At 71.3% G+C, this 24,671-nt stretch carries 26 protein-coding genes; 7 read left to right on the forward strand and 19 right to left on the reverse strand.

Features of this window, described 5'->3' with window-relative positions; genetic code table 11:
• Positions 1 to 48 precede the first annotated feature (48 nt).
• Positions 49 to 468, reverse strand: a complete 420-nt coding sequence (locus QR77_RS35765) for a hypothetical protein (RefSeq protein WP_040029239.1) — start codon at positions 466 to 468, stop codon at positions 49 to 51.
• Positions 462 to 920, reverse strand: a complete 459-nt coding sequence (locus QR77_RS35770) for an ATP-binding protein (RefSeq protein WP_040026155.1) — start codon at positions 918 to 920, stop codon at positions 462 to 464. The genes QR77_RS35765 and QR77_RS35770 overlap by 7 nt, the downstream gene beginning before the upstream one ends.
• A gap of 206 nt (positions 921 to 1,126) precedes the next feature.
• On the opposite strand from QR77_RS35770, the gene QR77_RS35775 reads away from it, so the two are divergent.
• Entirely contained in the window at positions 1,127 to 1,990 is an 864-nt protein-coding gene (locus tag QR77_RS35775) for a helix-turn-helix transcriptional regulator (protein ID WP_040026157.1), read from the forward strand.
• The gene (locus QR77_RS35780) at positions 1,991 to 2,227 is read left to right on the forward strand and encodes a DUF397 domain-containing protein (RefSeq protein ID WP_040026158.1); all 237 of its coding nucleotides are present in this window, start codon (positions 1,991 to 1,993) and stop codon (positions 2,225 to 2,227) included.
• A gap of 234 nt (positions 2,228 to 2,461) precedes the next feature.
• On the opposite strand, the gene QR77_RS35785 is transcribed toward QR77_RS35780, so the two are convergent.
• From QR77_RS35785 to QR77_RS35815, 7 genes are all read right to left on the reverse strand, one after another.
• On the reverse strand, positions 2,462 to 3,832 hold the full coding sequence (locus QR77_RS35785; RefSeq protein ID WP_040026159.1) for a 6-phospho-beta-glucosidase: 1,371 nt from the start codon (positions 3,830 to 3,832) through the stop codon (positions 2,462 to 2,464).
• 76 nt (positions 3,833 to 3,908) lie between these two features.
• Positions 3,909 to 5,093 carry a multiple monosaccharide ABC transporter permease gene (gene mmsB, locus QR77_RS35790; RefSeq protein ID WP_201778851.1) on the reverse strand — a complete coding sequence of 395 codons (1,185 nt, stop codon included), beginning with the start codon at positions 5,091 to 5,093 and terminating at the stop codon, positions 3,909 to 3,911.
• Between the two features lie 5 nt (positions 5,094 to 5,098).
• Positions 5,099 to 6,640, reverse strand: coding sequence for a multiple monosaccharide ABC transporter ATP-binding protein (gene mmsA / locus QR77_RS35795; protein WP_040026160.1), 1,542 nt, complete (start codon positions 6,638 to 6,640; stop codon positions 5,099 to 5,101).
• A complete protein-coding gene (gene chvE, locus QR77_RS35800) occupies positions 6,637 to 7,749 on the reverse strand; it encodes a multiple monosaccharide ABC transporter substrate-binding protein (RefSeq protein WP_040026161.1) in 1,113 nt (370 codons plus the stop codon). Before chvE ends, mmsA begins: the two co-directional genes overlap by 4 nt.
• Positions 7,750 to 7,756: 7 nt before the next feature.
• Entirely contained in the window at positions 7,757 to 8,773 is a 1,017-nt protein-coding gene (locus QR77_RS35805; RefSeq protein WP_052489305.1) for a hypothetical protein, read from the reverse strand.
• Between the two features lie 62 nt (positions 8,774 to 8,835).
• The gene (locus QR77_RS35810) at positions 8,836 to 9,876 is read right to left on the reverse strand and encodes an alcohol dehydrogenase catalytic domain-containing protein (protein ID WP_040026162.1); all 1,041 of its coding nucleotides are present in this window, start codon (positions 9,874 to 9,876) and stop codon (positions 8,836 to 8,838) included.
• Positions 9,873 to 11,036: a mandelate racemase/muconate lactonizing enzyme family protein gene (locus QR77_RS35815; protein ID WP_040029242.1), complete on the reverse strand. Its 1,164-nt coding sequence runs from the start codon at positions 11,034 to 11,036 to the stop codon at positions 9,873 to 9,875. The genes QR77_RS35810 and QR77_RS35815 overlap by 4 nt, the downstream gene beginning before the upstream one ends.
• Before the next feature lie 200 nt (positions 11,037 to 11,236).
• On the opposite strand from QR77_RS35815, the gene QR77_RS35820 reads away from it, so the two are divergent.
• Both QR77_RS35820 and QR77_RS35825 read left to right on the forward strand, forming a co-directional pair.
• A complete protein-coding gene (locus QR77_RS35820; RefSeq protein ID WP_040026163.1) occupies positions 11,237 to 12,007 on the forward strand; it encodes an IclR family transcriptional regulator in 771 nt (256 codons plus the stop codon).
• Entirely contained in the window at positions 12,004 to 12,858 is an 855-nt protein-coding gene (locus QR77_RS35825) for an SMP-30/gluconolactonase/LRE family protein (protein WP_040026164.1), read from the forward strand. The genes QR77_RS35820 and QR77_RS35825 overlap by 4 nt, the downstream gene beginning before the upstream one ends.
• Before the next feature lie 19 nt (positions 12,859 to 12,877).
• On the opposite strand, the gene araD is transcribed toward QR77_RS35825, so the two are convergent.
• The 4 genes from araD to QR77_RS35845 all read right to left on the reverse strand — a co-directional run bounded on the left by araD (position 12,878) and on the right by QR77_RS35845 (position 16,702).
• A complete protein-coding gene (araD, locus tag QR77_RS35830; RefSeq protein ID WP_173476478.1) occupies positions 12,878 to 14,596 on the reverse strand; it encodes an L-arabinonate dehydratase in 1,719 nt (572 codons plus the stop codon).
• Entirely contained in the window at positions 14,593 to 15,504 is a 912-nt protein-coding gene (locus QR77_RS35835) for a dihydrodipicolinate synthase family protein (protein WP_040026167.1), read from the reverse strand. The genes araD and QR77_RS35835 overlap by 4 nt, the downstream gene beginning before the upstream one ends.
• Positions 15,501 to 16,169, reverse strand: a complete 669-nt coding sequence (locus QR77_RS35840; RefSeq protein ID WP_040026168.1) for a GntR family transcriptional regulator — start codon at positions 16,167 to 16,169, stop codon at positions 15,501 to 15,503. Before QR77_RS35840 ends, QR77_RS35835 begins: the two co-directional genes overlap by 4 nt.
• Before the next feature lie 143 nt (positions 16,170 to 16,312).
• Entirely contained in the window at positions 16,313 to 16,702 is a 390-nt protein-coding gene (locus QR77_RS35845) for a cupin domain-containing protein (RefSeq protein WP_040029243.1), read from the reverse strand.
• Positions 16,703 to 16,753: 51 nt separating this feature from the next.
• On the opposite strand from QR77_RS35845, the gene QR77_RS35850 reads away from it, so the two are divergent.
• Together QR77_RS35850 and QR77_RS35855 are read left to right on the forward strand one after the other, a co-directional pair.
• Entirely contained in the window at positions 16,754 to 17,818 is a 1,065-nt protein-coding gene (locus QR77_RS35850) for a helix-turn-helix domain-containing protein (RefSeq protein ID WP_078877562.1), read from the forward strand.
• 30 nt (positions 17,819 to 17,848) lie between these two features.
• The gene (locus QR77_RS35855) at positions 17,849 to 18,304 is read left to right on the forward strand and encodes a YchJ family metal-binding protein (RefSeq protein WP_040026169.1); all 456 of its coding nucleotides are present in this window, start codon (positions 17,849 to 17,851) and stop codon (positions 18,302 to 18,304) included.
• Between the two features lie 14 nt (positions 18,305 to 18,318).
• Here QR77_RS35855 and QR77_RS35860 read toward each other — a convergent pair whose 3' ends face one another.
• The 6 genes from QR77_RS35860 to QR77_RS35885 form a co-directional block, all read right to left on the reverse strand.
• Complete coding sequence (locus QR77_RS35860) at positions 18,319 to 19,035, reverse strand: methyltransferase domain-containing protein (RefSeq protein WP_040026170.1); 717 nt, start codon at positions 19,033 to 19,035, stop codon at positions 18,319 to 18,321.
• Positions 19,032 to 19,667, reverse strand: coding sequence for a DUF2064 domain-containing protein (locus QR77_RS35865; RefSeq protein ID WP_040026171.1), 636 nt, complete (start codon positions 19,665 to 19,667; stop codon positions 19,032 to 19,034). The genes QR77_RS35860 and QR77_RS35865 overlap by 4 nt, the downstream gene beginning before the upstream one ends.
• Complete coding sequence (locus QR77_RS35870) at positions 19,664 to 20,443, reverse strand: glycosyltransferase family 2 protein (protein ID WP_269084346.1); 780 nt, start codon at positions 20,441 to 20,443, stop codon at positions 19,664 to 19,666. The genes QR77_RS35865 and QR77_RS35870 overlap by 4 nt, the downstream gene beginning before the upstream one ends.
• Positions 20,444 to 20,566: 123 nt before the next feature.
• Entirely contained in the window at positions 20,567 to 21,628 is a 1,062-nt protein-coding gene (locus QR77_RS35875) for an NAD-dependent epimerase/dehydratase family protein (RefSeq protein ID WP_040026174.1), read from the reverse strand.
• Positions 21,629 to 21,796: 168 nt separating this feature from the next.
• Positions 21,797 to 22,186, reverse strand: coding sequence for an SCP2 sterol-binding domain-containing protein (locus tag QR77_RS35880; RefSeq protein WP_078877930.1), 390 nt, complete (start codon positions 22,184 to 22,186; stop codon positions 21,797 to 21,799).
• 281 nt (positions 22,187 to 22,467) lie between these two features.
• The gene (locus QR77_RS35885; RefSeq protein ID WP_040026176.1) at positions 22,468 to 23,538 is read right to left on the reverse strand and encodes an ATP-dependent DNA ligase; all 1,071 of its coding nucleotides are present in this window, start codon (positions 23,536 to 23,538) and stop codon (positions 22,468 to 22,470) included.
• 75 nt (positions 23,539 to 23,613) lie between these two features.
• On the opposite strand from QR77_RS35885, the gene ligD reads away from it, so the two are divergent.
• Positions 23,614 to 24,627, forward strand: a complete 1,014-nt coding sequence (gene ligD, locus QR77_RS35890) for a non-homologous end-joining DNA ligase (protein ID WP_040026177.1) — start codon at positions 23,614 to 23,616, stop codon at positions 24,625 to 24,627.
• Positions 24,628 to 24,671 lie beyond the last annotated feature (44 nt).

The raw sequence follows: 24,671 nt of genomic DNA on the forward strand, positions 1-24,671 counted from the left end.
GGCAGCGGGGGTACGGCCGTCCTGCTCAGCCGTGGCCGGAGCCACGGCTCAGCGCGCGGGTACGGTTCCGGGCGCTTCGGCCGCCCACGACGGCGCCGTACCCGCCAACTGGCAGACCATCAGATAGAACGGGATCGGCGGCGTGTACGGCGAACGGTCGTCCGGCCAGTGGATCAGCCGGGGCCGCACGGCGGGGACGCTGGTTCCCGCCACGTAACTGGCGGGCGAAGGCCAGTCCAGTTCGAAGTCGGAGCCGGCCGGGACGATCCACCACCACCGGTCGTCGTCCGCGAAGACGCAGCCCGTCCTCGGCAGCCGCGCCATCAGCCGGAAGCCGTGCCGCGCGGGCACGCCGACGGCGTCGCAGCCCAGCGAGGCGCTCAGGGTGGTGGGGAGCGGCAGGCGCACCGTGCGGGTCCCCTCGCCGAGGAGACCGCGGGAGAGACGGTGCAGGGTCGTTCTCAGCACGGGCACTCCGCTCCGTGCGGCAGCTCGGCCCAGACGACACGCCCGCAGCCGTACCCGGATGTGCCGTGCGCTCCCCAGCCGGTGCACATCGAGTCGACGAGGAGCAGTCCCCGGCCGCCCTCGTCGGGCGCCCTGTGGTGCAGCTCGGGCCCGGTCGGACCGTATCCCTGGTCCTCGACCGCTATCCGCAGCCGGCCCTCGCCCTCCCGTATCTCACAGACGACGTGCTCACCCGCCGCGTGGACGATCGCGTTGGTGACCAGTTCCGAGACGATCAGGACGGCGGTCTCGCAGGTGTCGTCGTCGACCCCCCACTTCACCAGCCGGTCGCGGGTCAGCTCTCTCGCACGGCCCACCGATTCCGGGTGGGCGGGCAATTCGAATCCGTAGCGTTGGACAACGTTGCCAAGGCACGCGGTGAGCTGGGGGGTGAGCGCGTTACCAGGTGCCACGACCGATTCCTAACGGTGGGGAAGCGGTTGCGGCACGCAAAACCTCTCCCTGGCAGAGCGTGACAACCGCGTGAACTGGTTCACGGATCCACTGTCCACCCGTCGGGGACACTTGGCAAGTGGCACTCTGAAATTTCCAGAGTGGCGTGTTCTTCGATGTGCGGACATGGCAGACTGCACGCAATCGTGCTTGGGGAGGTCCCAAAGTGAGTGAACCGCGGTCCGCCCCGACCGTGGGTCAGGTCGTACTCGGCAGGCGTCTCCATGACCTGCGTGAGCGCTCCGGCCTGAAACGCGAGGAAGCTGCCAAGCTTCTGAGAGTGGCTCCCGCCACGATCCGACGCATGGAGACCGCCGAGGTCACCCTCAAGATCCCGTACGTTCAGGTGCTGCTCAAGGCCTACGGGGTCGCCGGGGAGGAGTCGGACGCGTTCGTCGAACTCACCGAGGAGGCCAACAAGCCCGGCTGGTGGCAGCGGTTCCACGACGTGCTGCCCGGCTGGTTCAGCGTCCATGTGAGCCTGGAAGGCGCCGCCTCCCTGCTCAGGTCGTACGAGCCGCACTTCGTGCCGGGGCTGCTCCAGACCGAGGAGTACGCCCGCGCCGTCATGCTCGCCGGGGCCGTGGGGCAGTCCTCGCCGGCCGACATCGAGCGGCATGTCGCGCTCCGGATGGAACGCCAGTCGCTGCTCACCCGTGAGGACGCGCCCAGATTCTGGGTGATCATGGACGAGACGGTGCTCCGCCGCCCCGTCGGTAACACCCCGGACGTCATGAGGGACCAGATCGACCGGCTTCTCGAAGCGACGGAACTGCCCCATGTGACGTTGCAGATCGCGGAGTTCTCAAGCGGACACCATCCGGGAACCTACGGACCGTTCGTGATCTTCCGCTTCGCCGTACCCGAGCTGCCGGACATGATCTACAGCGAGTACCTCACCGGCGCGATCTATCTCGACTCGCGCCTGGAAGTGGCCACTCATCTGGAGGTCATGGACCGGATGGCGGCGCAGGCCGCAACTGCACAACGCACGAAGGAGATCCTCCGGGACCTCCGCAAGGAGCTGTGAATGCATCCCATATACAACGGCATGCCCGCCACCGACCTCGGTCACGACGGCTGGCACAAGCCGTGGAGCGGTGGCAACGGCGGCAACTGCATCGAGGCCATGAAGCTGGCCGACGGCAGAGTCGCTGTGCGCCAGTCCGCCGACCCGGGCGGCCCCGCGCTGATCTACACCACCAACGAGATCGCCGCCTTCATCCAGGGCGCCAAGTCGGGCCAGGCGGACTTCCTGCTGACCTGATCGACCGGGCTGACCCTGACGACCTGAACGACCTGAACGACTGATCCGCCTGACCGACCCGGCACGACCCCGATCGCGCCCGTCCCGACCCGCCCCCGGTCGCCGGTCCCGCTCTCCCCACCCGGGGAGCACCCAAGCCATACCGCAGGGGGGCAGGGGGCGCGCGGCGCCGCAGCACTTTTCAGGTGCGCTGCGGCGCCGCGCGCTTTCCGTCTCCGGGCGCCGGCCGCGCGCTTACGCCCGCAGGTAGGCGAGCCCCGGGTGCGCCGCCGTGTAGCCGTCCAGCAGCCGCCTGGCCACCGCCACCGAGTCGACCAGCGGGTGCAGGGCGAACGCCTTCACCGCGCTCGCCCGTGAGCCGCTCTCCGCCGCCGCCAGCACCTCGCGCTCCACCGCCTTGACCGCGGTGACCAGGCCGACCGCGTGGTACGGCAGCGGGTCCACCGCCACCGGCAGCGCGCCGTTCCTGTCGACGTGGCACGGCACCTCGATGACGGCGTCCGCGTCCAGCACCGAGAGCGTGGTGCGGTTGCGTACGTTCAGGATCAGCGTCGTGCGCTCGCCCTTCGCGATCGCCCGCATCAGGGCCAGCGCGACCTTCTCGTAGCCGCCCGACTCCAGGTCGTCGGCGTCCCGCTCGCCGATGCCCGCCGCGTCGCGGTTCGCCGCCATGTAGGTGGCCTCGCGCTCGGCGAGCGTACGGTTCCAGGCGCCGAGCGCGGCCCCCGCACCGGTCCCGGTGCCCGCCCCGCCGTCGCCACGCGTCAGTTCGTCGTAGAAGCCCGCCTGCTGGTCACGGAGGAACGCTCCCCGGGTCCGCTCGGCCCGCTGGTACGCGTCCACCGCTTCCCGGTTGAAGTAGTAGTAGTGCAGGTACTCGTTGGGGATCGCCCCGAGCGAACTCAGCCACTCGGGGCCGAAGAGCCTGCCCTCCTCGAAGGAGCCGAGCGCCACCGGATCGGCCAGCAGGCGCGGGAGTTCGTCGCGCCCGGCGACGCGCAGCCCGCGCAGCCAGCCCAGGTGGTTGAGCCCCACGTAGTCGATCCAGGCGTCGTCCGGGTCCGCCCCGAGCACCCTGGCCACCCGGCGCCCGAGACCCACCGGGGAGTCGCAGATCCCGATGACCCGGTCACCGAGGACATGGGACATGGCCTCGGTGACGAGCCCCGCCGGGTTGGTGAAGTTGATCACCCAGGCGTCGGGGGCCAGCGCGGCGACCCGGCGCGCGATGTGGACGGCGACCGGGACCGTACGCAGCCCGTACGCGATCCCGCCCGCCCCGACCGTCTCCTGGCCGAGCACCCCCTCGGCCAGCGCGACCCGTTCGTCGGCAGCGCGGCCTTCGAGGCCGCCCACCCGGATCGCCGAGAAGACGAAGTCGGCGCCGCGCAGCGCCTCGTCCAGGTCGGTGGTGGCGGTGATCTCCGGCGCGCCTTCGACGCCGGCGGCCTGGTCGGCCAGGACCCGGGCGACGGCCCCGAGCCGGGCCGTGTCCACGTCGTACAGCGTGACGTGGCTGACCCGGCCCTCCCCGCGGTCGCGCAGCAGCGCCCCGTACACCAGTGGCACCCGGAAACCGCCGCCACCCAGAATCGTCAGCCTCATACCCGCTCCGCCTTCGCCTCGGTCGTCCGCATGGAACGATCATCCCCGAGGCGGGGCGGCGCGGGGCAGGCCAGGGTCAGGCACCCACCCTGCGTTTGTTCCAGACGTCGAAGCCGACCGCGGCCAGCAGCACAAGACCCTTGATGACCTGCTGGTAGTCCGTGCCGACCCCCACCAGCGACATGCCGTTGTTGAGGACGCCGAGAACGAGCCCGCCGATGATCGCGCCGAACACCGTGCCGACTCCGCCGCTCATCGATGCGCCACCGATGAACGCGGCGGCGATGGCCTCAAGTTCGAAGTTCACCCCGGCCTGCGGCACGCCCGCGTTGAGCCGGGCCGCGTACACGATTCCGGCGAGAGCCGCGAGCACCCCCATGTTGACGAAGACGAGGAAGGTGACGCGCTTGTCCTTGACCCCGGAGAGCTTCGCCGCCGCCTGGTTGCCGCCGAGCGCGTACACATGCCGGCCGACGACCGCGTTCCGCATGACGAACCCGAAGCCGATGAGCAGCGCGGCGAGCAGCAGCAGGACCACCGGGACACCCCGGTAGCTGGCGAGGGTCATCGTGAAGGCGAGGACGGCCGCCGCCAGCGCCACACACTTGATGAGGAAGAGGTTGCGGGGCAGCACGTCGAGGTCGTACGCCCGCTGCCTGCGCCGGTCCCGCACCTCCTGGAACAGCGCGAAGGCCAGCAGCACGAGACCCAGCACGACGGTCGGGTTGTGGTAGTTGGTGGAAGGGCCGACATCGGGGAGATAGCCGGTCGATATCTTCTGGAACCCCTCGGGGAACGGACCGAGCGAGCGGGAGCCCAGGAAGATCTGGGTGGCGCCCCGGAAGAGCAGCATCCCGGCGAGCGTGACGATGAACGACGGAATGCCCACATACGCGATCCAGAACCCCTGCCAGGCCCCGGCGACGGCCCCGATGATCAGGCCGAGGACCAGGGCGAGGACCCAGGGCACCTTGTGCTCGACCATCATCACCGCGCAGGCGGCGGAGACGAAGGCGGCCAGCGAGCCCACGGAGAGATCGATGTGTCCCGCGATGATGACGATCATCATGCCGATGGCGAGCACCAGGATGTAGCTGTTCTGGAGCACCAGGTTGGTGACGTTGTTCGGCATGAGGAGCACGCCGTCGGTCCAGATCTCGAACAGCACGACGATCAGACAGAGCGCGATGAGCATCCCGTACTGCCGCATGTTGCGGCGGGCGGCTTCCAGGAGCAGCGCCCCGGTGGTTCCCGGACTCATGTCGACTACCTCGTGTTCTTGGTCATATGGCGCATCAGGACTTCCTGGGTCGCTTCCGCCCGGGGGATCTCACCGGTGAGCCGGCCGGCCGCCATCGTGTAGACGCGGTCGCACATGCCCAGCAGCTCGGGGAGTTCGGAGGAGATGAAGACAACGGCCTTGCCCTGCGCGGCGAGTTGGTCGATGACGGTGTAGATCTCGTACTTCGCGCCGACATCGATGCCCCGGGTGGGTTCGTCGAGGAGCAGCACATCGGGGCCCGCGAAGATCCACTTGCTGAGGACGACCTTCTGCTGGTTGCCGCCGGAGAGCCGGCCGACCTGCTCGAAGACCGTCGGTGCCTTGATGTTCATGGACGCGCGGTACGACTCGGCGACCCTGGTCTCCTCGTGCTCGTCGACCACCCCGTGCCGGGACACCTTGGACAGCGCGCCCAGGCTGATGTTCCTGCCGATGGTGTCGATGAGGTTCAGCCCGTAGCGCTTGCGGTCCTCGGTGACGTACGCGATGCCGTGCCCGACCGCCTCGGGCACGGTTCTCGTACGGATCTCCCGGCCGTCCTTGACGACCGTCCCGCTGATGTTGCGGCCGTACGAGCGGCCGAACACACTCATCGCCAACTCCGTGCGGCCCGCGCCCATCAGCCCCGCGATGCCGACGATCTCCCCTCTGCGGACATGGATCGAGACGTTGTCGACGACCTTGCGCTGCTGGTCGATGGGGTGGTGCACGGTCCAGTCGCGGACCTCCAGCGCCGGGTGCTCGCCGGGATCGCCCTCGTACGGGGTGCGTTCGGGGAAGCGGTGGTCGAGGTCGCGGCCGACCATGCCACGGATGATCCGGTCCTCGGTGGTCGTCTCCGCCTTCACGTCGAGGGTCTCGATGGTCCTGCCGTCGCGCAGGATCGTGACGGAGTCGGCGACCTCGGCGATCTCGTTCAGCTTGTGCGAGATGATGATCGAGGTGATGCCCTGTTCCTTCAACTCCAGGATGAGGCGCAGGAGCTGGGCGCTGTCACCGTCGTTGAGCGCGGCGGTCGGCTCGTCCAGGATCAGCAGTTTCACCCGCTTGGCGAGCGCCTTCGCGATCTCCACGAGCTGCTGTTTGCCGACGCCGATGTCGGTGATCCGGGTCTGCGGGTGCTCGGCGAGGCCGACCCGCTTGAGCAGCGCCGCCGCGTGCTGGAGCGTGCTGCTCCAGCTCACGATTCCGCGCCTGGCGTGCTCGTTGCCGAGGAAGATGTTCTCCGCGATCGACAGGAACGGGATCAGCGCCAGCTCCTGATGGATGATCACGATGCCGCGCGACTCGCTGGCCCTGATGTCCTTGAACTCGCAGGGCGAGCCCTCGAAGAGGATCTCACCCTCGTAACTCCCGTGCGGATGCACGCCGCTGAGGACCTTCATCAGGGTGGACTTGCCCGCGCCGTTCTCCCCGCAGATGGCATGCACCTCCCCGGGGGCGACCGTGAGGGTGACGTCGGAGAGCGCCTTGACCCCGGGGAAGGTCTTCACGATGGAGCGCATCTCCAGTACGGGAGCGCTCACTTCAGGTCACTCGCCTTGATGTAACCCGAATCCACCAGCTCCGCCTTGTAGTTGGACTTGTCGACGCTCACCGGCTGCAACAGGTAGGTCGGGACGACCTTGGACTCGTTGTTGTACGTCTTCGTGTCGTTGACGTCGGGCGTCTTGCCGGTCAGGACGGCGTCGGCCATCTGGACGGCCCGCGCGGCCAGCGCCCTGGTGTCCTTGTATATGGTCTGCGTCTGCTGGCCCGCGATGATCGACTTGACCGAGGCGACCTCGGCGTCCTGGCCGGTGACGACCGGGTAGGGCTTGGCGGCCGTACCGTACCCGTCCGACTTGAGCGAGGACAGGATGCCGATGGACATGCCGTCGTACGGGGAGAGGACCGCGTCCAGGTCCTGCGAGCCGTACGCCTTGGTCAGCAGGTCGTCCATCCGCTTCTGCGCGGTGCCGCCGTCCCAGCGGAGCGTGGTGAGCTGGTCGAGCTTGGTCTGGCCGCTCCTGACGACGAGTTGCTTGCTGTCGAGATACGGCTTCAGGGTCTTCATCGCGCCCTGGAAGACGTAACGCGTGTTGTTGTCGTCGGGCGATCCCGCGAACAGCTCGATGTTGAACGGGCCCTTCTTGCTGCCGTCCTTCAGGCCGAGCTTGTCGATGAGGTAGGTCGCCTGGAGCACGCCGACCTTCTCGTTGTCGAAGGACGCGTAGTAGTCGACGTTCTTGGTGCCGAGGATCAGCCGGTCGTAGGAGATGACCTTGATGTTCTTGTCGGCGGCCTGCTGGAGGACGTCGCTGAGCGCCCTGCCGTCGATCGAGGCGATCACCAGGACGTCGACGCCCTTGGTGATCATGTTCTCGACCTGGGAGACCTGCTGGTCGACGTCGTCCTCGCCGTACTGGAGATCGGTCTTGTAACCGAGCTTCTTGAACTGGGCGACCATGTTGTTGCCGTCGGCGATCCAGCGCTCCGACGACTTGGTGGGCATGGCGATGCCGATCGTCGACTGCTCCTTGCCCTTCGCCTTTCCTTCCTGCTTGCTGCCGCCCTCGCTGCTCTGCCCGCAGGCGGCGAGGGAGAGGACGAGGGACGCGGCGGCGACGGTGAGTGCGGCTCGGCGGGTGCGCATGAGGTCATCAGTCCTTGTCGTGGGTGGGAGTGGCGCTGGGTGTGGTGGTGTCTGTGCCGCTGGTGTGGGGGAAGCGGTCGAGCGGGCCCGGCAGCCGTGAGCCGAGCGGCGACATTCCGCCGTCGGCCCCGTGCCGGGCGAGCAGGTCGAGCACGAGGCGCCCCCGGCGTACCCGCTCGCGCGCGCTGCTGAGAGCGGTGTCGCGGAGCTGCGCGCCGTACGGATAGATGCCGGGGGACTTCGACAGGCCGAACTTGAGGTACAGCGGGGCGCCGCGCCGGATCAGCTCGGCCGTCTCGTACATCCGGACGTAGCCGCCGAGGTCGTCGGGCGCCTCGATGTAGAGATCCATCGGGGCGCGGGCGGCGCGCCGGATCTCGGTGAGATGCGCGAGCGAGAGGTCGGAGGGGATGTTCACCGAGTCGGCCCCGAGCCGCTCGATCACCGCGTACGAGGCCGGGTTGACCGGGCCGACGAGGGCGGAGACCTTCAGGGTGGTGTCGGCGGGCAGCACTCCCTGGGCGCGCAGCCGGTGCAGCGACCACAGCACGCCCTCGTCGGCGACGAGCAGGCAGCGCACGCCGAGTTCGGCCGCGCGCAGCGCGTCCTCGACACAGCCGGCCAGCGCGTCGTGGCCCCTGGCGCGCAGGCCGGCGCCGCCGGAGTCCGTACGGGTGGAGCCGCCGGTGTCCCAGGTGCCGCGCGGCCCCGTGAACAGGCACAGCTCGACGGAGTGGGCGGCGCACGCGTCGACCATGTCGGTGATGTCGGTGTCGGTGAGCATCCAGACACCGCTGCCCTGGCTGACGCGGTGGACGGGCACATCGAGGCGCGTGGACTCCTTGAGCACCTCGGCGAGCGCTTCGGGGCCTTCGACGGAGGGGATCTCGGTGCGCCAGCGGCCCCCGTCGGGGAAGGAGTGCGGGGAGGCGTCCGCGGGGTCGGCCTCGGGCGCCGCCAGGCCGAGCGCGGCGAGTGCCCGCTCGCCGGGGCGGCGGAGCGTGAGGGGTGATGCGTCGGTCACGGACGAGTCCTTCGGTCGGGGGCAGGGTGTACGGGGGTGTCGCGCGCCGCTTTCCGTCCCGGTCAGGGGCGCAGCAGGACCTTTCCGGTGCCGGGATCACCGCCGCCGACCAGCGCCACGGCCTCGGCGTAGCGCTCCAGCGGGAACTCATGGGTGATCAGCGGGCCCGGGTCGAGCAGCCCGGTGGTGAAGGCGCGTACGGCGAACGCCCAGGCGCCGGACGAGGCGCCGAAGACGCTGCGCACCGTCAGCTGGCTCAGCGAGAGGTGCGCCGGATCGATGCCGGTGGCGTCGGGCCCGAACATCCCGGCGAGGACGACGCCCCCGCCGCGCCGTGCCAGCAGGCAGGCGGAGGCGGCGGTGGAGGGGGCCCCGGCGCTCTCCACCACCAGGTCGTAGTGGGCGGTCAGCTCCTTGGCCTCCTCGGGGGTGCGGACCCCGGTCGCGCCGAACTGCTCGGCGAGATAGGCCCGTTGGACGCGGGGGTCGATGACGGTCAGCTCGGCGGGGGAGGAGGCCCCGAGGAGCTGGACGGCGAGCAGGCCCAGGGTTCCGGCGCCCACGACGGCGATCCGCATGCCCGGCTCGGGGACTCCGGCCCGTACGGCCGCCGCCGCCACGGCGGCGGGCTCCAGCAGGGCGGCGGACCGCAGGTCGGAATCGTCGGGGAGGAGGTGCAACAGGCGGGCGGGGACCACGACATGGTCGGCGAAACCCCCGGGGCGGGTGAAGCCCGTCTCGTCGTAACCGGCCGAGCACAGCGAGGTCTCACCGGTGCGGCAGCGGTCGCAGGTTCCGCAGGCCCGGAACCCCTCGGCGACGGTCCGGCGGCCGGTCAGCGCGGGGTCGACGCCTTGGCCGACCGCTTCGACGGTGCCCGACCACTCGTGCCCGGGGGTGACGGGGTAGCGGACATAGGCCGCGTCGCGCCGGCCGTCGTACACCTCGCGGTCGCTCATGCAGATACCGGCGGCAGCGACCCGTACGCGCACCTCCCCGGGGCCCGGCTCCGGCGGCTCGCCGCTCACCAGGCGGTGGGCGCCGGGGCGTTCGACGACGATCGACCGGCTGCCACGGGGCGCGGCGTCCGACCGGCCGCTCATCGGGGCGCCTTGGGGTCGCGTTTCTCCCAGCCCTCGGCCCAGAGGTCGAACCGCGCCTGCTGCTGCGGGAATTCGGCCGCCGCCGCCTCGTCGAACTCGACGCCGAGGCCCGGCGCGTGCGACACCTCGAAGCAGCCCGTCGCGGGATCGACCTGGGGAGCGCCCTTGACCACCTTCTTGATCTCGGCGTCCGCGAAGTCGTTGAAGTGCTCAAGGATCTTGAAGTTCGGTGTGCAGGCGGCCAGTTGGAGGCTCGCTGCGGTCAGGACCGAACCGCCGACATTGTGCGGCGCGATCATCATGTAGTGGGTCTCGGCGGTGGCCGCGAGCTTCCTCGCCTCCAGGATGCCGCCGATGTGCCCGACGTCCGGCTGAATGATGTCGGCCGCCTGCGACTCGAAGAGTTCCCTGAACTCGATGCGGTCGTGCAAGCGTTCACCTGTGGCGATGGGCAGTTCGACCTTTTCGGCGACCTTGCGCAGCGCCTTCAGGTTCTCCGGCGGCACCGGCTCCTCCAGCCAGGCCGGCGCGTACGGCGTCATCTCGCGGGCGAGCCGTACGGCGGTGGACGGGCTGAACCGCCCGTGCATCTCCAGCATCAGCTCGGTGTCGGGCCCGATCGCGTCGCGTACGGCCTCGATCAGCGCCACCGCTTCATTGGAGGCGGCGCGGTCCAGCTCGAAGTGCCCGGTGCCGAACGGATCGATCTTCAGGGCCCGGTAGCCGCGCTCGACGACCGCCCGGGCCGCCTTGTGGTAGGCGTCCGGGGTGCGCTCGGTGGTGTACCAGCCGTTGGCGTACGCCTTGACCCGGTCGGTGACCTTGCCGCCGAGCAACTGCCACACGGGTACCCCGAGCGCCTTGCCCTTGATGTCCCAACAGGCCATCTCCACCACGGCGATGCCCGACATGACGATCTCGCCGGCCCGGCCGAAGTCGCCGTACTTCATGCGGCGTACGAGGTCCTCCACCGCGAACGGGTCGGAGCCGGCTATGTGGTTGGTCTCCGCCTCGCGCAGATAGCCGCGCAACGCGTCGGTCCTGCCGAGCATCCGGGTCTCACCGACGCCGGTGAGCCCCTCGTCGGTGTGGACGAGGACGTACGTGAGGTTGCGCCAGGGCGTTCCCACGACGTGTGTGCTGATTCCCGTGATGCGCAACGCGGTTGCTCCCAGCATGTGTTGGCGGCTCGCTCGTCGGTGGTGCCGCGCGTCGTTCGATATCTCGTCACGCGTTCGAAATTGTGGGCGTGACCGTATTCATGCGTTCCAGGGGTGTCAATGGGTTGCGCACGGGCTAGCCTGTGTTCGTCATACCGGTCACCGGCCGAAGCACCGAACAAGAGGGGGGATGGTCGCACATGGGACGGCTTGTTCCCGCGGTCACCCGGGCCCTGGACATCCTGGAACTGTTCCTGGAGGGCGACGGGACGCTGTCGGCCCCGGACGTGATCCGGCGGCTCGGACTGCCCCGCACCACCGTGCACGAACTGCTCACCACACTCGCGGCCCGCTCGTACCTGGTGGCCGTGCCCGCGCGGCCCGGTCACTACCGGCTCGGCGTACGGAACTACCAACTCGGCAGCAGGTACGCGGAACAGCTCGACCTCGCGGCCGAGGGGCAGCAGGTCGCCCGCGAGGTCGCCGAGACCTGCGACGAGACGGTCCATGTCGCCGTCCTGGAGGACGCCGACGTGATCTACATCGCGAAGGTGGACTCCACCCACGCGGTCAGAATGGTCTCGGCCGCCGGCCGCAGGCTGCCGGCACACTGCACCTCGGTCGGCAAGATGCTGCTTGCCTCGCTGCCCGAGACGGAGTTCGAAGCCCGCCTCGCCGGACGGGAGTTGATCGCGATGACACCCGACAGCGTCACCGATTACGCGGTGCTGCGGACGGAACTGACCTCCATCAGGGAGCGCGGTGTCGCCGTCGAGCACCGCGAGTCCAACCCCGATGTGAGCTGCGTCGCCGCGCCGGTGCGCGACAGCGCGGGACGGGTGGTCGCCGCGCTCTCCATCTCCGTACCGATGATCCGCTGGAGCGCCGAGCGCGAGCGGGAGCTCGCACGACTTGCCGTCGAGGGCGCGGGCACGCTCTCCGCCCGTCTCGGGCACCGGGGGCCGGCATGAGAGCGGGCGGTGTGAAACCGGAGGTCGCCGTACCCGAGCAGGCCAGACTCGGCGAAGGGCCCACCTGGGATCCGGCGACCGGCCGGCTGATCTGGGTGGACATCCTCTCCTCCCGCATCCACACCTTCGCCCCCGCCGACGGACGCCGTACGCTCACCCTCGCCGAACAGCACGTCGGTGCGGCCAAGCCCCGGGCGGGCGGGGGTCTGGTGGTCAACCTCCGCGACGGCGTGGGCCTTTACTCGGCCGACGGCGCCTTCTCCTGGCTGGTCCACGACCCGGTGGCGGGACGCAGGGGCAACGACGCGGCGATCGCGCCCGACGGCGCGCTCTGGGCGGGCAGCATGCGCTACGACGAAGCGCCGGGCGGGGGCAGACTGATCCGGGTCGCGCCGGACGGCACGGTCACGGAACACCTCACCGTCGGCGTCGGCAACGGCACGGGCTGGAGCCCCGACCGGCGGACGATGTACTACATCGACACCCCCACCGGCCGCATTGAGCAGTTCGCCTTCGACGGTGAACGCATCACCGGGCGGCGGACGTTGGCCGAGATCGAGCACGGCGCAGGCTCCCCCGACGGACTCACCGTGGACGCCGAGGGCTGCGTCTGGGCCGCCCTGTGGGACGGCGGCCAGATCCGCCGGTACACACCGCGCGGCGCGCTCGACCGTACGATCCACCTGCCCGTACGCCGCCCCACCTCCTGCGCCTTCGGCGGTCCCGGCCTGCGGGACCTCTACATCACCTCGGCCCGCACCGGCCTCGACCGCCCCCACCCGCTCTCCGGCGCACTGCTCGTCCTGCCGGACGCGGGGGAGGGACTGCCCGGCACCCCCTTCGGCGGCTGACCGGGCCGCTCAGGGCCGCTCAGCCGGCGTACGGCTCCGGCACGTCGCCCTCCCTGGCGAGGAAGGTGAAGTCGCAGCCCGTGTCGGCCTGGGTGACCTGGTCGTTGTACAGCGCGCCATAACCCCGCCCGTAACGCTGGGGCGGGGGCGTCCAGTCGGCCTTCCTCCGCGCCAACTCCTCGTCCGGTACGTCGAGTCGAAGCAGCCGCTCCTCGACGTCCAGCGTGATCAGGTCGCCGGTCCGCACGAGTGCGAGCGGGCCCCCGACGTACGACTCCGGCGCGATGTGCAGCACGCACGCGCCGTAACTCGTCCCGCTCATCCGGGCGTCGGAGATCCGCACCATGTCCCTGACGCCCTGCCGCAGCAGATGGTCGGGGATCGGCAGCATGCCGTACTCGGGCATGCCGGGACCGCCCTTGGGCCCGGCGTTGCGCAGCACCAGCACATGGTCGGCCGTGATGCCGAGATCCGGGTCGTTGATGGTGCGCTGCATGGTCCGGTAGTCGTCGAACACCACGGCGGGACCGGTGTGCCGGAGCAGCGCGGGCTCGGCGGCGATGTGCTTGATCACCGCGCCGTCCGGGCAGAGGTTGCCGCGCAGCACGGCGACACCGCCCTCATCGGCCAGCGCGTGGTCACGGTCCCGGATCACATCGGTGTTGTGGACGCGCGCTCCGGCGAGCTGCGCGCGCAGCGTGGGGTGCGCGACGGTGGGCCGGTCGAGATGCAGCAGATCCGTCAACTGGGCGAGGAGACCCGGCAGTCCGCCCGCGAAGTGGAAGTCCTCCATCAGATACCGGCCGCCGGGACGCACATTGGCGAGGACCGGCACCCGCCGGGCCGTGCGGTCGAAGTCGTCCAGCGTCAGCTTGATCCCGCTCCGCCCGGCCATGGCGATCAGATGGATGACGGCGTTCGTCGAACCGCCGAGCGCGAGAACGGTGGTGACGGCGTCCGCGTACGCCTCCCGGGTCAGGATCCGTGACAGCTTCAGGTCCCGGTGTACGAGATCCACCACCAGGCGCCCCGACGCGGCGGCCATCCGCTCATGGCCCGAGTCCACCGCCGGGATCGACGAGGCGCCCGGCACGGTCACCCCCAGCGCCTCGGCCGCCGCCGTCAGGGTGGACGCCGTGCCCATCGTCATGCAGTGGCCGGGGGAGCGGGCGAGCCCGCTCTCCAGCTCGGCCAGCTCGCAGTCACCGATCAGACCGGCGCGCTTGTCGTCCCAGTACTTCCACATGTCCGTGCCGGAGCCGAGGACTTCGTCGCGCCAGTGCCCCGGCAGCATCGGCCCGGCCGGCAGGAACACCGCGGGCAGATCAACGCTCGCCGCGCCCATCAGCAGCGCGGGTGTGGTCTTGTCGCAGCCGCCCATCAGCACCGCGCCGTCCACCGGGTAGGAGCGCAGCAACTCCTCGGTCTCCATGGCGAGAAGGTTCCGGTAGAGCATCGGGGTCGGCTTCTGGAACGTCTCCGACAGGGTGGAGACCGGGAATTCCAGCGGAAAGCCGCCGGCCTGCCACACACCGCGCTTCACCGCCTGGGCCCGCTCCCGCAGATGGACATGGCAGGGGTTGATGTCGCTCCAGGTGTTGAGGATCGCGATCACCGGCTTGCCGAGGTGCTCCTCGGGGAGATAGCCGAGCTGCCGGGTGCGGGCCCGGTGGCTGAACGACCGCAGGCCGTCCGTCCCGTACCACTGATGACTGCGCAGCTCCTCGGGCGTCTTCACAGTCCCCACCCGCGCACCAGCGCGGCGACCTCTTCGCGCACGGGGTCAGGGAGTTGGCGGCTCGGTGGGCGCACCTCGGCGCGGCACAGGCCGAGTTCGGCGAGGGCCGCCTTGACCACCGTCACGTTGTCGGCGGACTGCCGGGCCGCGCGCAGCTCCTCGAACGGGCGGATACGCTCCCACACCCGCATCGCCTCGGCGAAGTCCCCGGCGCGCAGCGCGGCCAGCATGCCGGTCGACACCGAAGGGGCGACATTGACCAGCCCCGAGGTGAATCCGGTGGCGCCGGCCGACCAGTAGGCGGGCGCGTACAGTTCGGCGAGCCCGGCGACCCAGACGAAGCGGTCGAGGCCCGCGTCGCGCGCGAAGGCGGCGAACCGCGCCGCGTCACGGACCGCGTACTTCACCCCCACCACATTGGGGCAGAGCGCCCCGAGCCGATCGAGCGTCCGGCCGTCGAGTGCGGGGTCGCGGATGTACGGGACGACGCCAAGTCCGGGGACGGCGTCGGCGATCGACCGGTGGTAGTCGATCCAGCCGTCCCGCGCGACATAGGGGTGCACCGGCTGATGGATCATGATCATCGAGGCGCCGGTGTCCCTGGCGTGGCGGGCCGAGGCGATCGCCGTGGTCAGGTCGTGGCCGACGCCGGCCAGCACCTCGGCCCGGCCGCCGGCCTCCGCCACCGTCAACTCCGTGACCAGCAGCCGTTCTTCGGGCGAGAGCGCGTAGAACTCGCCGGTGTTGCCGTTCGGTGTGAGCGCCCGGATTCCGCCGTCCAGCAGGCGGCGCAGCAGCATCCGGTAGGCGTCCTGGTCGACGGTCCCGTCCTCGGCGAAGGGCGTCACGGGAATCGCGACGACATCGGCCAGGGCGGAACGGCACGGGTCAAGATCCGGCGCGTTCACGCGGCGGCTCCTTCCGGGAAGGCGCGGCCGACGAAGCCCGCGATGTGGTCGTGCACGGCGCGTGCGGCGCCCTCGCCGTCACCGTCCTCCGCGAGCCGCAGGATCTCCCGGTGCTCCGCCGCCTCCCGGTCCCATGTCGGCGCCGCCGCCCAGGCGACGGCGGCCACCAGGGCCGACTGGTCACGGACCTCGTCCAGCATCCGCACCAGCAGCGGGTTGCCGCAGGGCAGATAGAGCGCGCGGTGGAAGTCCCGGTTCGCCAGGGAGCGGCTCGCCGTGTCGGCCGCCGCCTCGGCGCGTACGAGGGCGTCCGCCGCCTCCCGCACGCCGGTACGGGAGGCGGCGGACGCGCCGGAGGCGACCGTACGCCGTACCGCCTCGGGTTCGAGCAACAGCCGCACGTCGTACACCTCGTGGGCCATCGCCGCGTCCACCGTGCGCACCGTGACGCCCTTGTACTGGCTCGTCACCACCAGACCGCTGCCCGCGAGCGTCTTGAGCGCCTCGCGCACCGGTGTCTTCGACACCCCGAAGTGCGCGGCGAGTTCGGCCTCGACGAGCGGCCGCCCCGGACTCAGCTCACCCGTCAGGATGCCGTGTCTGACCGCGTCCAGCACGTACTGGGTACGGGAAGGGATCGTGGCCGGGGCGGGTGCGAAGGTCATCGGCGTTCCTCTCACGGAAACGGTGCGGGGTCATACTTCATATATGACGTATGAAGTATGACCGAGAGGGACGCTAGGCGCCCGGCACCGAATCCGTCAACGGCGCGTGCCGCCGACGGGTCCGCCCGGCCGATGGGCACGCCTCAGAGGGCGTGCCCGGTCGTGGCGTCGACATGGTCGGGGATCTCGTCGTGCTGATCGCCGACCGACAGCGTCCCGGCCGGCTCGAAGAGCAGCAGCGAGGCGCCCCCCGGTGACGACGGCCGGTGCCAGACGCCGCGCGGGACGACGAACACGGAACCGCGCGCCAGCGTGACGGTCCGCTCGCCGCCGTCCTCGCGCAGGCCGATCGCCAGGTCGCCGTCCAGCACCTGGAAGAACTCGTCGGTGTCCTCGTGCACGTGCCAGATGTGGTCGCCGAGCACCTTGGCGACACGTACGTCGTAATCGTTCACGCGCGTCACGATGCGCGGGCTCCACACGGCGTCGAAGGAGTCGAGGGCCGTGCTCAGGGCGGTGGGTTCTGTAGGCATGTCAGCATCGTCCGCCTGGCGCGCGGCGGAGGCGAGTGCTATGAATCGCATATGTCGCAAGGATCCTCTCACCGTTCCCCCCAGGGCTTCTCCCACCGGGTGGTGATGATCGTCGCCGAGGGCTCCAACCCGTTCGAGATGGGCATCGCGACCGAGCTGTTCGGCCTCGAACGCCCGGAGCTGGACCGGCGCTGGTACGACTTCGAGTTGTGCGCCGCGACCCCGTCGGTCCCCATGCACTCCGGGTTCTTCCAGCTCTCGGGGGTGGCCGGTCTGGACGCGGTGGACCGGGCCGACACCGTGATCGTCCCCAACCGTCCCGACCCCTGGAACGACCCCGAGCCCGCCGTGCTGGACGCGGTGCGCCGCGCCTCGGCACGCGGGGCCAGGATGGTCAGCTTCTGCACGGGGTCCTTCACCCTGGCCGCCGCCGGGGTCCTGGACGGCCGCAGGGCGACCACGCACTGGCGCTGGGCCGAGATGTTCGCCGCCCGCTTCCCCGCCGTACGGCTCGAACCGGACGTGCTCTTCGTCGACGAGGGCGACCTCGTCACGGCGGCGGGCAGCGCGGCCGCCCTCGACACCTGCCTGGAGCTGATCCGCAAGGACCACGGCGCCGCCACGGCCGTCGCTGTCAGCCGCCGACTGGTCTTCGGGCTGCACCGCGAGGGCGGCCAGCGGCAATTCGTCGAACAGCCGCTCCCCGCCGTCCCCGACACCTCGCTCGGACCGCTGCTGGCCTGGGCGGAGGAGCGGCTCGCCGGCCGGCTCTCGGTGCCGGAGCTGGCCGTACGGGCCGGCGTCAGCCAGGCCACGCTGCACCGCCGCTTCCGCGACCGTCTCGGCACCACACCGCTGGCCTGGCTGACCGCGCGGCGGGTCGCGCTCGCCTGCCGGCTGATGGAGCAGGGCGAGGTGCGGCTGGAGCGGGTGGCGCGACTGAGCGGCCTCGGTACGGCGGCGAACCTGCGCGCCCAGCTCCGCCGGCGTACGGGGCTGCCGCCCAGCGCGTACCTCCGCCGCTTCGGACCGGCGGCATCCGAGCCGGAGACACCGTCCGGCGAGCGCTCCGACACGCGGTCCGTTACGCGATCCGGGGCGCGCCCGGGGGCCTGATCGGAGGCCCGTCGGAGGCACAATGGAGGCATGTCACGACGCCCCAAGCGTGCACCGCGCACGACACACCCCGCGCGCTCCGCACCCCCTGCCGACACCCCGGAGTCGCCCTGCCCGTGCGGTCTGCCCGCACCGTACGGCGAGTGCTGCGGGCGCTTCCACGTCGGCCTGGCTGTCGCGCCGACCGCCGTCCTGCTGATGCGCTCCCGCTACAGCGCTTTCGTGGTCCTCGACGAGTCGTATCTGCTGAAGACCTGGGACCCGGCGACCCGCCCCTCCGGCATCGACCTCGACCCGTCGATGCGGTGGACGGGCCTGGAGATCCAGGACACCACGGAAGGCACCGCCTTCCACACCCACGGCACGGTCACCTTCCGGGCGGGCTACACCACCCTGGGGCAACCGGGCGCCCTGCACGAGCGCAGCCGCTTCGCGCGCGACGACAAGGGTGCCTGGGTCTATGTGGAGGGCACCCACCTCGACTGACGGCAGGCAGGTCCCTACCTGCCGAGTACGGCCGTCCGCCGCAGCGCGACAAAGGTGCGTCCGTCCGCCGTCCACTGCTCGGCCGGGCTCCAGCCCGCCGCTCCGGCGTGTCCGAGGAGTGCGCGCGAGCCGACCCGGGCCCAGGGAAAGGCCGCCGCGGCGAACCCGGCTCCGTCGCTCCCGCCGCCATCACCCCTGCCGTTGTCGACCCGGACGTGGACGCGCTCGTCCAGATCCACGCCCATCCCCGCGGGCGCCGCCTCGACGATCAGCGAACCGGCGGGGCCGACGACCCCGGCCATCCTGCTGAGCAGCGCGGGCGGGTCGCCGTCGATACCGATGTTGCCGTCCATCAGCAGCGCGGTGTCCCAGCTCCCCTCGCGCGGCAACGGCTCGAACACCGAACGGACCAGGGCGCTGCCACCCGAGCGCAGCGTGTGCGCCACGGCCGCCGGGCTGACGTCGATGCCCAGCGACATACGGCCGCGCGCGGCCAGCGCCGCGACCAGCCGCCCCGGGCCGCAGCCGATGTCGAGCACCGAGCCGTGGCAGCGGTCGAGCACCGTGAGATCCGCCGGGTCGGGCCCGGCGCACCAGCGCTCCACCTCAAGCGGCAGCAGCCAGCCGTCCGTACGCCGCAGGAACAGCGGACCGCGCCCCGCGCGCAGCGCCTCGGTGTACGGTTCCGCCCCCCAGGGCGCCGGAACTGTCGTTATGTCGACGGTGGTCATCGCACCCCCGCCCAGGCGAGCCGGGAAAGGGCGGCGGCGAACCGGCTGTCCGGCGCCTCGGCCGCGACCAGCCCGGCATCGCGCGCGGTGTCCACATCCCGTACCAGCGGCAGGTTCCGTACGGCGAGCCCAGCGGCGACGAGACGCCCGCGCTGTACGGCACCGGTCCGCGACACCGACATCGGCACCCCGAGCACCAGCGCCGGGTCGGGCTCGGCCAGGCCCAGCGCCCAGAACCCGCCGTCCACGGCCGGACCGAACCACGCGTCGCACCCGTCCCACGCGTCCGGCGCCAGCGCGGGCGCCAGCAGGGCGGGAGCGGTGACCTGGGGGGTGTCCATACCGACCAGCACGGCCGGCCCCGAGCAGAGCGCGAAGGCGGCGGCGATACGTTCGTCGAGGCCGCCGCCCGACTGCGGGACGACCTCGATGCCCGGCGGCAGCCAGGGCCCCGGGGAGCCTTCGAGGACCAGCACCCGACGCCGTACGGGCGCCGCCAGCACGGCTGCGAGCGTGTCGCACAGCGCGGCCTCGGCGAGCAGGGCGGCCTCCTCGGGAAGGAACGGCGGCGTCAGCCGGGTCTTCACCCGGCCCGGCACCGGCGCCTTGGCGATGACGAGCAATGTGGTCATCGGCCGGCCTCCGGGTCCGCGCCGGTCGCGGCCGATGGGGCTGCCGGGGCCGGCTGGCTTGTCGGGGCTGCCTGGGGCGCCGGAGCGGTGGCACCCGCGCCGCCGGCCGGGGCTGTCAGCACGCCGCGCATGTCCCGTACGGCGTGCCAGGTGCCCCGCCAGGTCCCGGTGACCTTGGATTTCCCGGCGCGCGGCAGATACGGCACGTCCCGCTCGGCGACCCGCCAGCCCGCGTCGGCCGCGCGTACGACCATCTCCAGCGGATAGCCGCTGCGCCGGTCGGTCAGGCCCAGCGAGAGCAGCGCGTCGCGGCGCGCCGCCCGCATCGGACCGAGGTCGTGCAGCGCGATGCCCGTCCTGCGCCGCGTCATGCGCGCCAGCGCCAGATTCCCGGCCCTGGCGTGCGCGGGCCACGCCCCGCGCCCCTGCGGGCGCCGCCGCCCCAGCACCAGATCGGCCCGGCCCGCCGCCACCTCCTCGACGAAGGGGACCAGCCCCCCGGGGTCGAGCGTGGCGTCGCAGTCGCAGAAGCAGATGAACTCCGCCTCGGCGGCCAGCAGTCCCGCATGGCAGGCGGCCCCGAAGCCGCGCCGCTCCTCCCGCACCACGTGCGCGCCGAGTCCGGCCGCGATCTCGGCGGAGCCGTCGGAGGAGCCGTTGTCGACGACGATCGCCCGCCATCCGGCGGGCATGCGCTCCAGCACCCAGGGCAGGGCCAAGGCCTCGTCCAGGCAGGGAAGTACGACGTCAACGGTCGTAAGGGTCGAATCAGTCACGTTCATCACCGTATGGACAAAGAAATCGACAGAGGGACTGCGGCGTCGTCGCTGAACACAGGAGAACGCCGCTTCGGCGGGGTGCGGGGCGGCCCGGCCAGGGCACGGGAGCCCGGACGGCGCTCAGGACGCCGCGCCTGCCCGCTGGCCCGATCGGGCGAACTCCGACATCCCCTCGGCGAACCCGACCTCGGGGCGCCAGCCGAGCTGCTCCCCGATCCGCCGGGACGACGCAGTGATGTGGCGGACGTCGCCGAGCCGGTACTCACCCGTGATCACGGGGTCGGGTCCGCCGTGCGCGGCGGCGAGCGCGGTGGCCATCTCGCCGACCGTGTGCGGGTCCCCGCTGCCGGTGTTGAAGACGCTCAGCGCGCCGGGCTCCCGGCCGGACACCGCAGCCAGGGCCAGCGCGTTGGCCGCTGCCACATCCCGTACGTGTACGAAGTCCCGGCGCTGCCCGCCGTCCTCGAAGACCTGCGGGGCCTCGCCCCTGGCCAGCGAGGAACGGAAGAACGACGCGACCCCCGCGTACGGGGTGTCGCGCGGCATACCGGGCCCGTACACGTTGTGGTAGCGCAGCGACACGGCGCGCCCGCCGGTCGCCCGCGCCCAGGAGGCCGCCAGGTGCTCCTGGGCCAGCTTGGTCGTCGCGTACACATTGCGCGGGTCGGTCGGCGCGTCCTCGCCGATCAGCCCGGGCGCCAACTCGGCGCCGCAGCGCGGGCAGCCGGGCTCGAAGCGCCCGGCCGCCAGGTCGGCGGTGGCGCGCGGCCCGGGGGCGACCCGGCCGTGGAGGGGGCAGTCGTAGCGGCCCTCGCCGTAGACGACCATCGAGCCCGCCAGCACCAGATCCCGCACCCCCGCCTCGGCCATGGCCGCCAGCAGGACGGCTGTGCCCAGGTCGTTGCAGCTCACGTACTCGGGAGCGTCGGCGAAGTCCTTGCCGAGGCCGACCATGGCCGCCTGGTGGCAGACCGCGTCCACACCCCGCAGCGCGCCGGCCACCCCCTCCCGGTCCCGTACGTCGCCGTGCGTCCACCCCGCGCCCTCCGGCGGCCGGGGCGGCACCGGATGGGCCGACGGCAGCAGGGCGTCGAGGACAAGAACTTCATGGCCGCCCGAGGTGAGAGCGGTGACGATGTGCGAGCCGATGAAGCCCGACCCTCCGGTGACAAGTACACGCATGCCGGGGACGTTATGCGCTGTAAGGCGCGGGCGTCCCGGTCCGCGCCGGGCTGTCACAGGTACGTAAGATCGCCGGGATCGCCGTCCCCGGGGCACCACCTGTCGAACACGCGTCGAACATCCGGTGAACAGCTCCCGCGCTCCCGTGCACGGACCGGGTGGCCGGCCTCAGGGCCTGGGGATGTCGAAGTACCGGGTCAGCCCGGCGGCGACCGTCAGATCCCCGGTGATCCGGACCTTGCGCCTCAGATACATCACCACCGGGCTCGCGTTGCCGGAGGCCAGCCGCAGGAACTCGACGTCGCCGAGCACGAAGGTCGTACGCGGCCGCTCGTCCCCGGCGTACGCGCGGACCGTGCAGCGGCCGTGGTCGATGACCGTCTCGAAGACCTCGTCCTGCTCGCCGGTGATCCGCCAGCGAATGACCGCGCTGAGCGCCCCCGCGTTCTCCGGGCGGAACTGCTCCCGCATCCGGCCGAAGATCTCCCGCAGCACCCGCTTGCGCAGATCACCCCGCAGGGCGTCGGTCAGCTCCCGGCCCGACAGCCCCTTGACCATCCTCGCGAACTCGCCCGGCGAGACCGCCGAGAAGTCGAGGCCGGCGAGCTGCTCGCGGATGTCCTTCGCCACGCCGGATCCCTGCCGTTGAGCCAACTGACGACCTGACCGCGACAGCGGAGGGGCTTCCGCGGAGCAGGTCGTTACTTGCCAGTAAGGCTAGAACTCGCCGTTCCGCTCGGCAAGTGCGTGATCATCGCCGCGATCTGACGCGGCGATCCGCGGCCGCCGTCCGCGGCCGCCGTCCGCAGCCGCGATCCGCGCACCCACCGGGCGCCCCGTCAGTGGTCCGGCGGCGCGAGCACCTGCCTCAGGTCGTACCGCACGGGCTCCTCCAACTGCTCGTACGTGCAGCTCGCCGGCGTCCGGTCGGGGCGCCACCTGCGGAACTGCGCGGTGTGCCGGAACCGGTCGCCCTCCATATGGTCGTACGCCACCTCGCACACCCGCTCAGGACGCAGCGCCACCCACGACAGGTCCTTCTTCCCGCTCCAGCGGCTCGGCGCGCCCGGCAGCCTGGCCCCCTCGTGCGCCGACTCCTCCGCCCAGGCGGCCCACGGATGGCCCTCGGCCGAGTCCATCCGCAGCGGCGCCAGCTCCTCGGCCAGTTCGGCCCTGCGCTTCATCGGGAACGCGGCGCACACCCCGACATGCTGGAGCGCCCCGTGCGCGTCGTGCAGCCCGAGCAGCAGCGAGCCCACCACGGGGCCGCTCTTGTGCGGGCGGTAGCCGGCGACGACCACATCAGCCGTCCGCTCGTGCTTGATCTTGAACATCAGCCGGGCGTCGGAGCGGTACGGCAGATCCAGCGGCTTGGCGACGATCCCGTCCAGCCCGGCGCCCTCGTACTGCTCGAACCACTCACGCGCCACCTCGATGTCGGTGGTGGCGGGCGCGAGGTACACCGGGGGTCCGGAGCCGATCATGACCGCCTCCAGCGCCTCTCTGCGCGCGGCCTGCGGGGTGTCGAGCAGCGAGGCGTCGCCCTTGGCGAGCAGGTCGAAGACGACAAAGCTCGCCGGGGTCTTCTCGGCGAGCAGCCTCACCCGCGAGTCGGCGGGGTGGATGCGCTCGGTCAGCCGGTCGAAGTCGAGCCGGTTCTCATGGACGATCACGATCTCGCCGTCCACCACACAGCGCTCCGGCAGGTGTCTGAGCAGGGCGGTCACCAGCTCGGGGAAGTAGCGGGTGAGCGGCTTGCCGTTCCTGCTGCCGATCACCACCTCGTCGCCGTCGCGGTGCACGATCGCCCGGAAGCCGTCCCACTTGCCCTCGTACTGCATCCCCGGCGGGATCCTGGCGACGGATTTGGAGAGCATGGGTTTCACGGGTGGCATCACCGGCAGATCCATGTCCCCGATTGTGCTCGGGAATGCCCGGCGGTGCCCGATATGCGCCGCCCGGCCGTGCGGCCTACGGTGACGGACATGGGTGGTGCAGCGGTGGAGCTGGAGGCGGGCGGCAGAACCGTACGGCTGTCCAGCCCCGACAAGGTCTACTTTCCCGAGCCCGGCTACACCAAGCTGGACGTGGCCCGCTACTACCTGGCCGTGGGGGAGGGGATCACCCGGGTCCTGCGCGACCGGCCGACCATGCTGGAGCGCTACCCCGAAGGGGTCGGCGGCGAGTCGTTCTACCAGAAGCGGGCGCCGAAGAACCTGCCCGACTGGATCCCGACGGCCCACATCACCTTCCCCAGCGGGCGCAGCGCCGACGAGATCTGCCCGACCGAGCCCGCAGCCGTGATCTGGGCGGCGAACCTCAGCACGCTCACCTTCCACCCCTGGCCGGTACGGCGCGGACGCCTCGACCACCCCGACGAACTCCGCATCGACCTGGACCCGCAGCCGGGCACCGACTTCGGCGACGCGGTCAGGGCCGCGCACGCACTGCACGCGTTCCTCGACGAACAGGGCCTGCGCGGCTGGCTCAAGACGTCCGGCGGGCGCGGCCTGCACATCTTCGTACCGATCGAACCGCGCTGGACCTTCACCGAGGTGCGCCGCGCCGCCATCACCGTGGGGCGCGAACTGGAGCGGCGGATGCCGGACCAGGTGACCACCGCGTGGTGGAAGGAGGAGCGCGGCGAGAAGATCTTCGTCGACTACAACCAGACGGCCCGCGACCGGACGATGGCCTGCGCCTACTCCGTACGCCCCCGGCCGCACGCGCCGGTCTCCGCGCCGCTGCGCTGGGACGAGCTGGACGCGGTCGACCCGCGCGACTTCGACATCGTCACCATGCCGGTGCGCTTCGCCGAACTCGGCGACGTACACGCGGACATGGAGCTGCATCCGTACAGCCTGGAAGGCCTGCTGGAGCTGGCGGACCGGCACGAGAGCGATCACGGCGTCGGCGACCTGCCGTATCCGCCGGACTATCCGAAGATGCCGGGGGAGCCGAAGAGGGTCTCGCCGAGCCGCGCCAAGAACAAGAAGTGACCGGACACGCGAGGGCCCACCCCTCCGTGCGGAGGGGTGGGCCC

It is taken from the genome of Streptomyces sp. 150FB, from assembly GCF_000818195.1.
Lineage (GTDB): Bacteria > Actinomycetota > Actinomycetes > Streptomycetales > Streptomycetaceae > Streptomyces.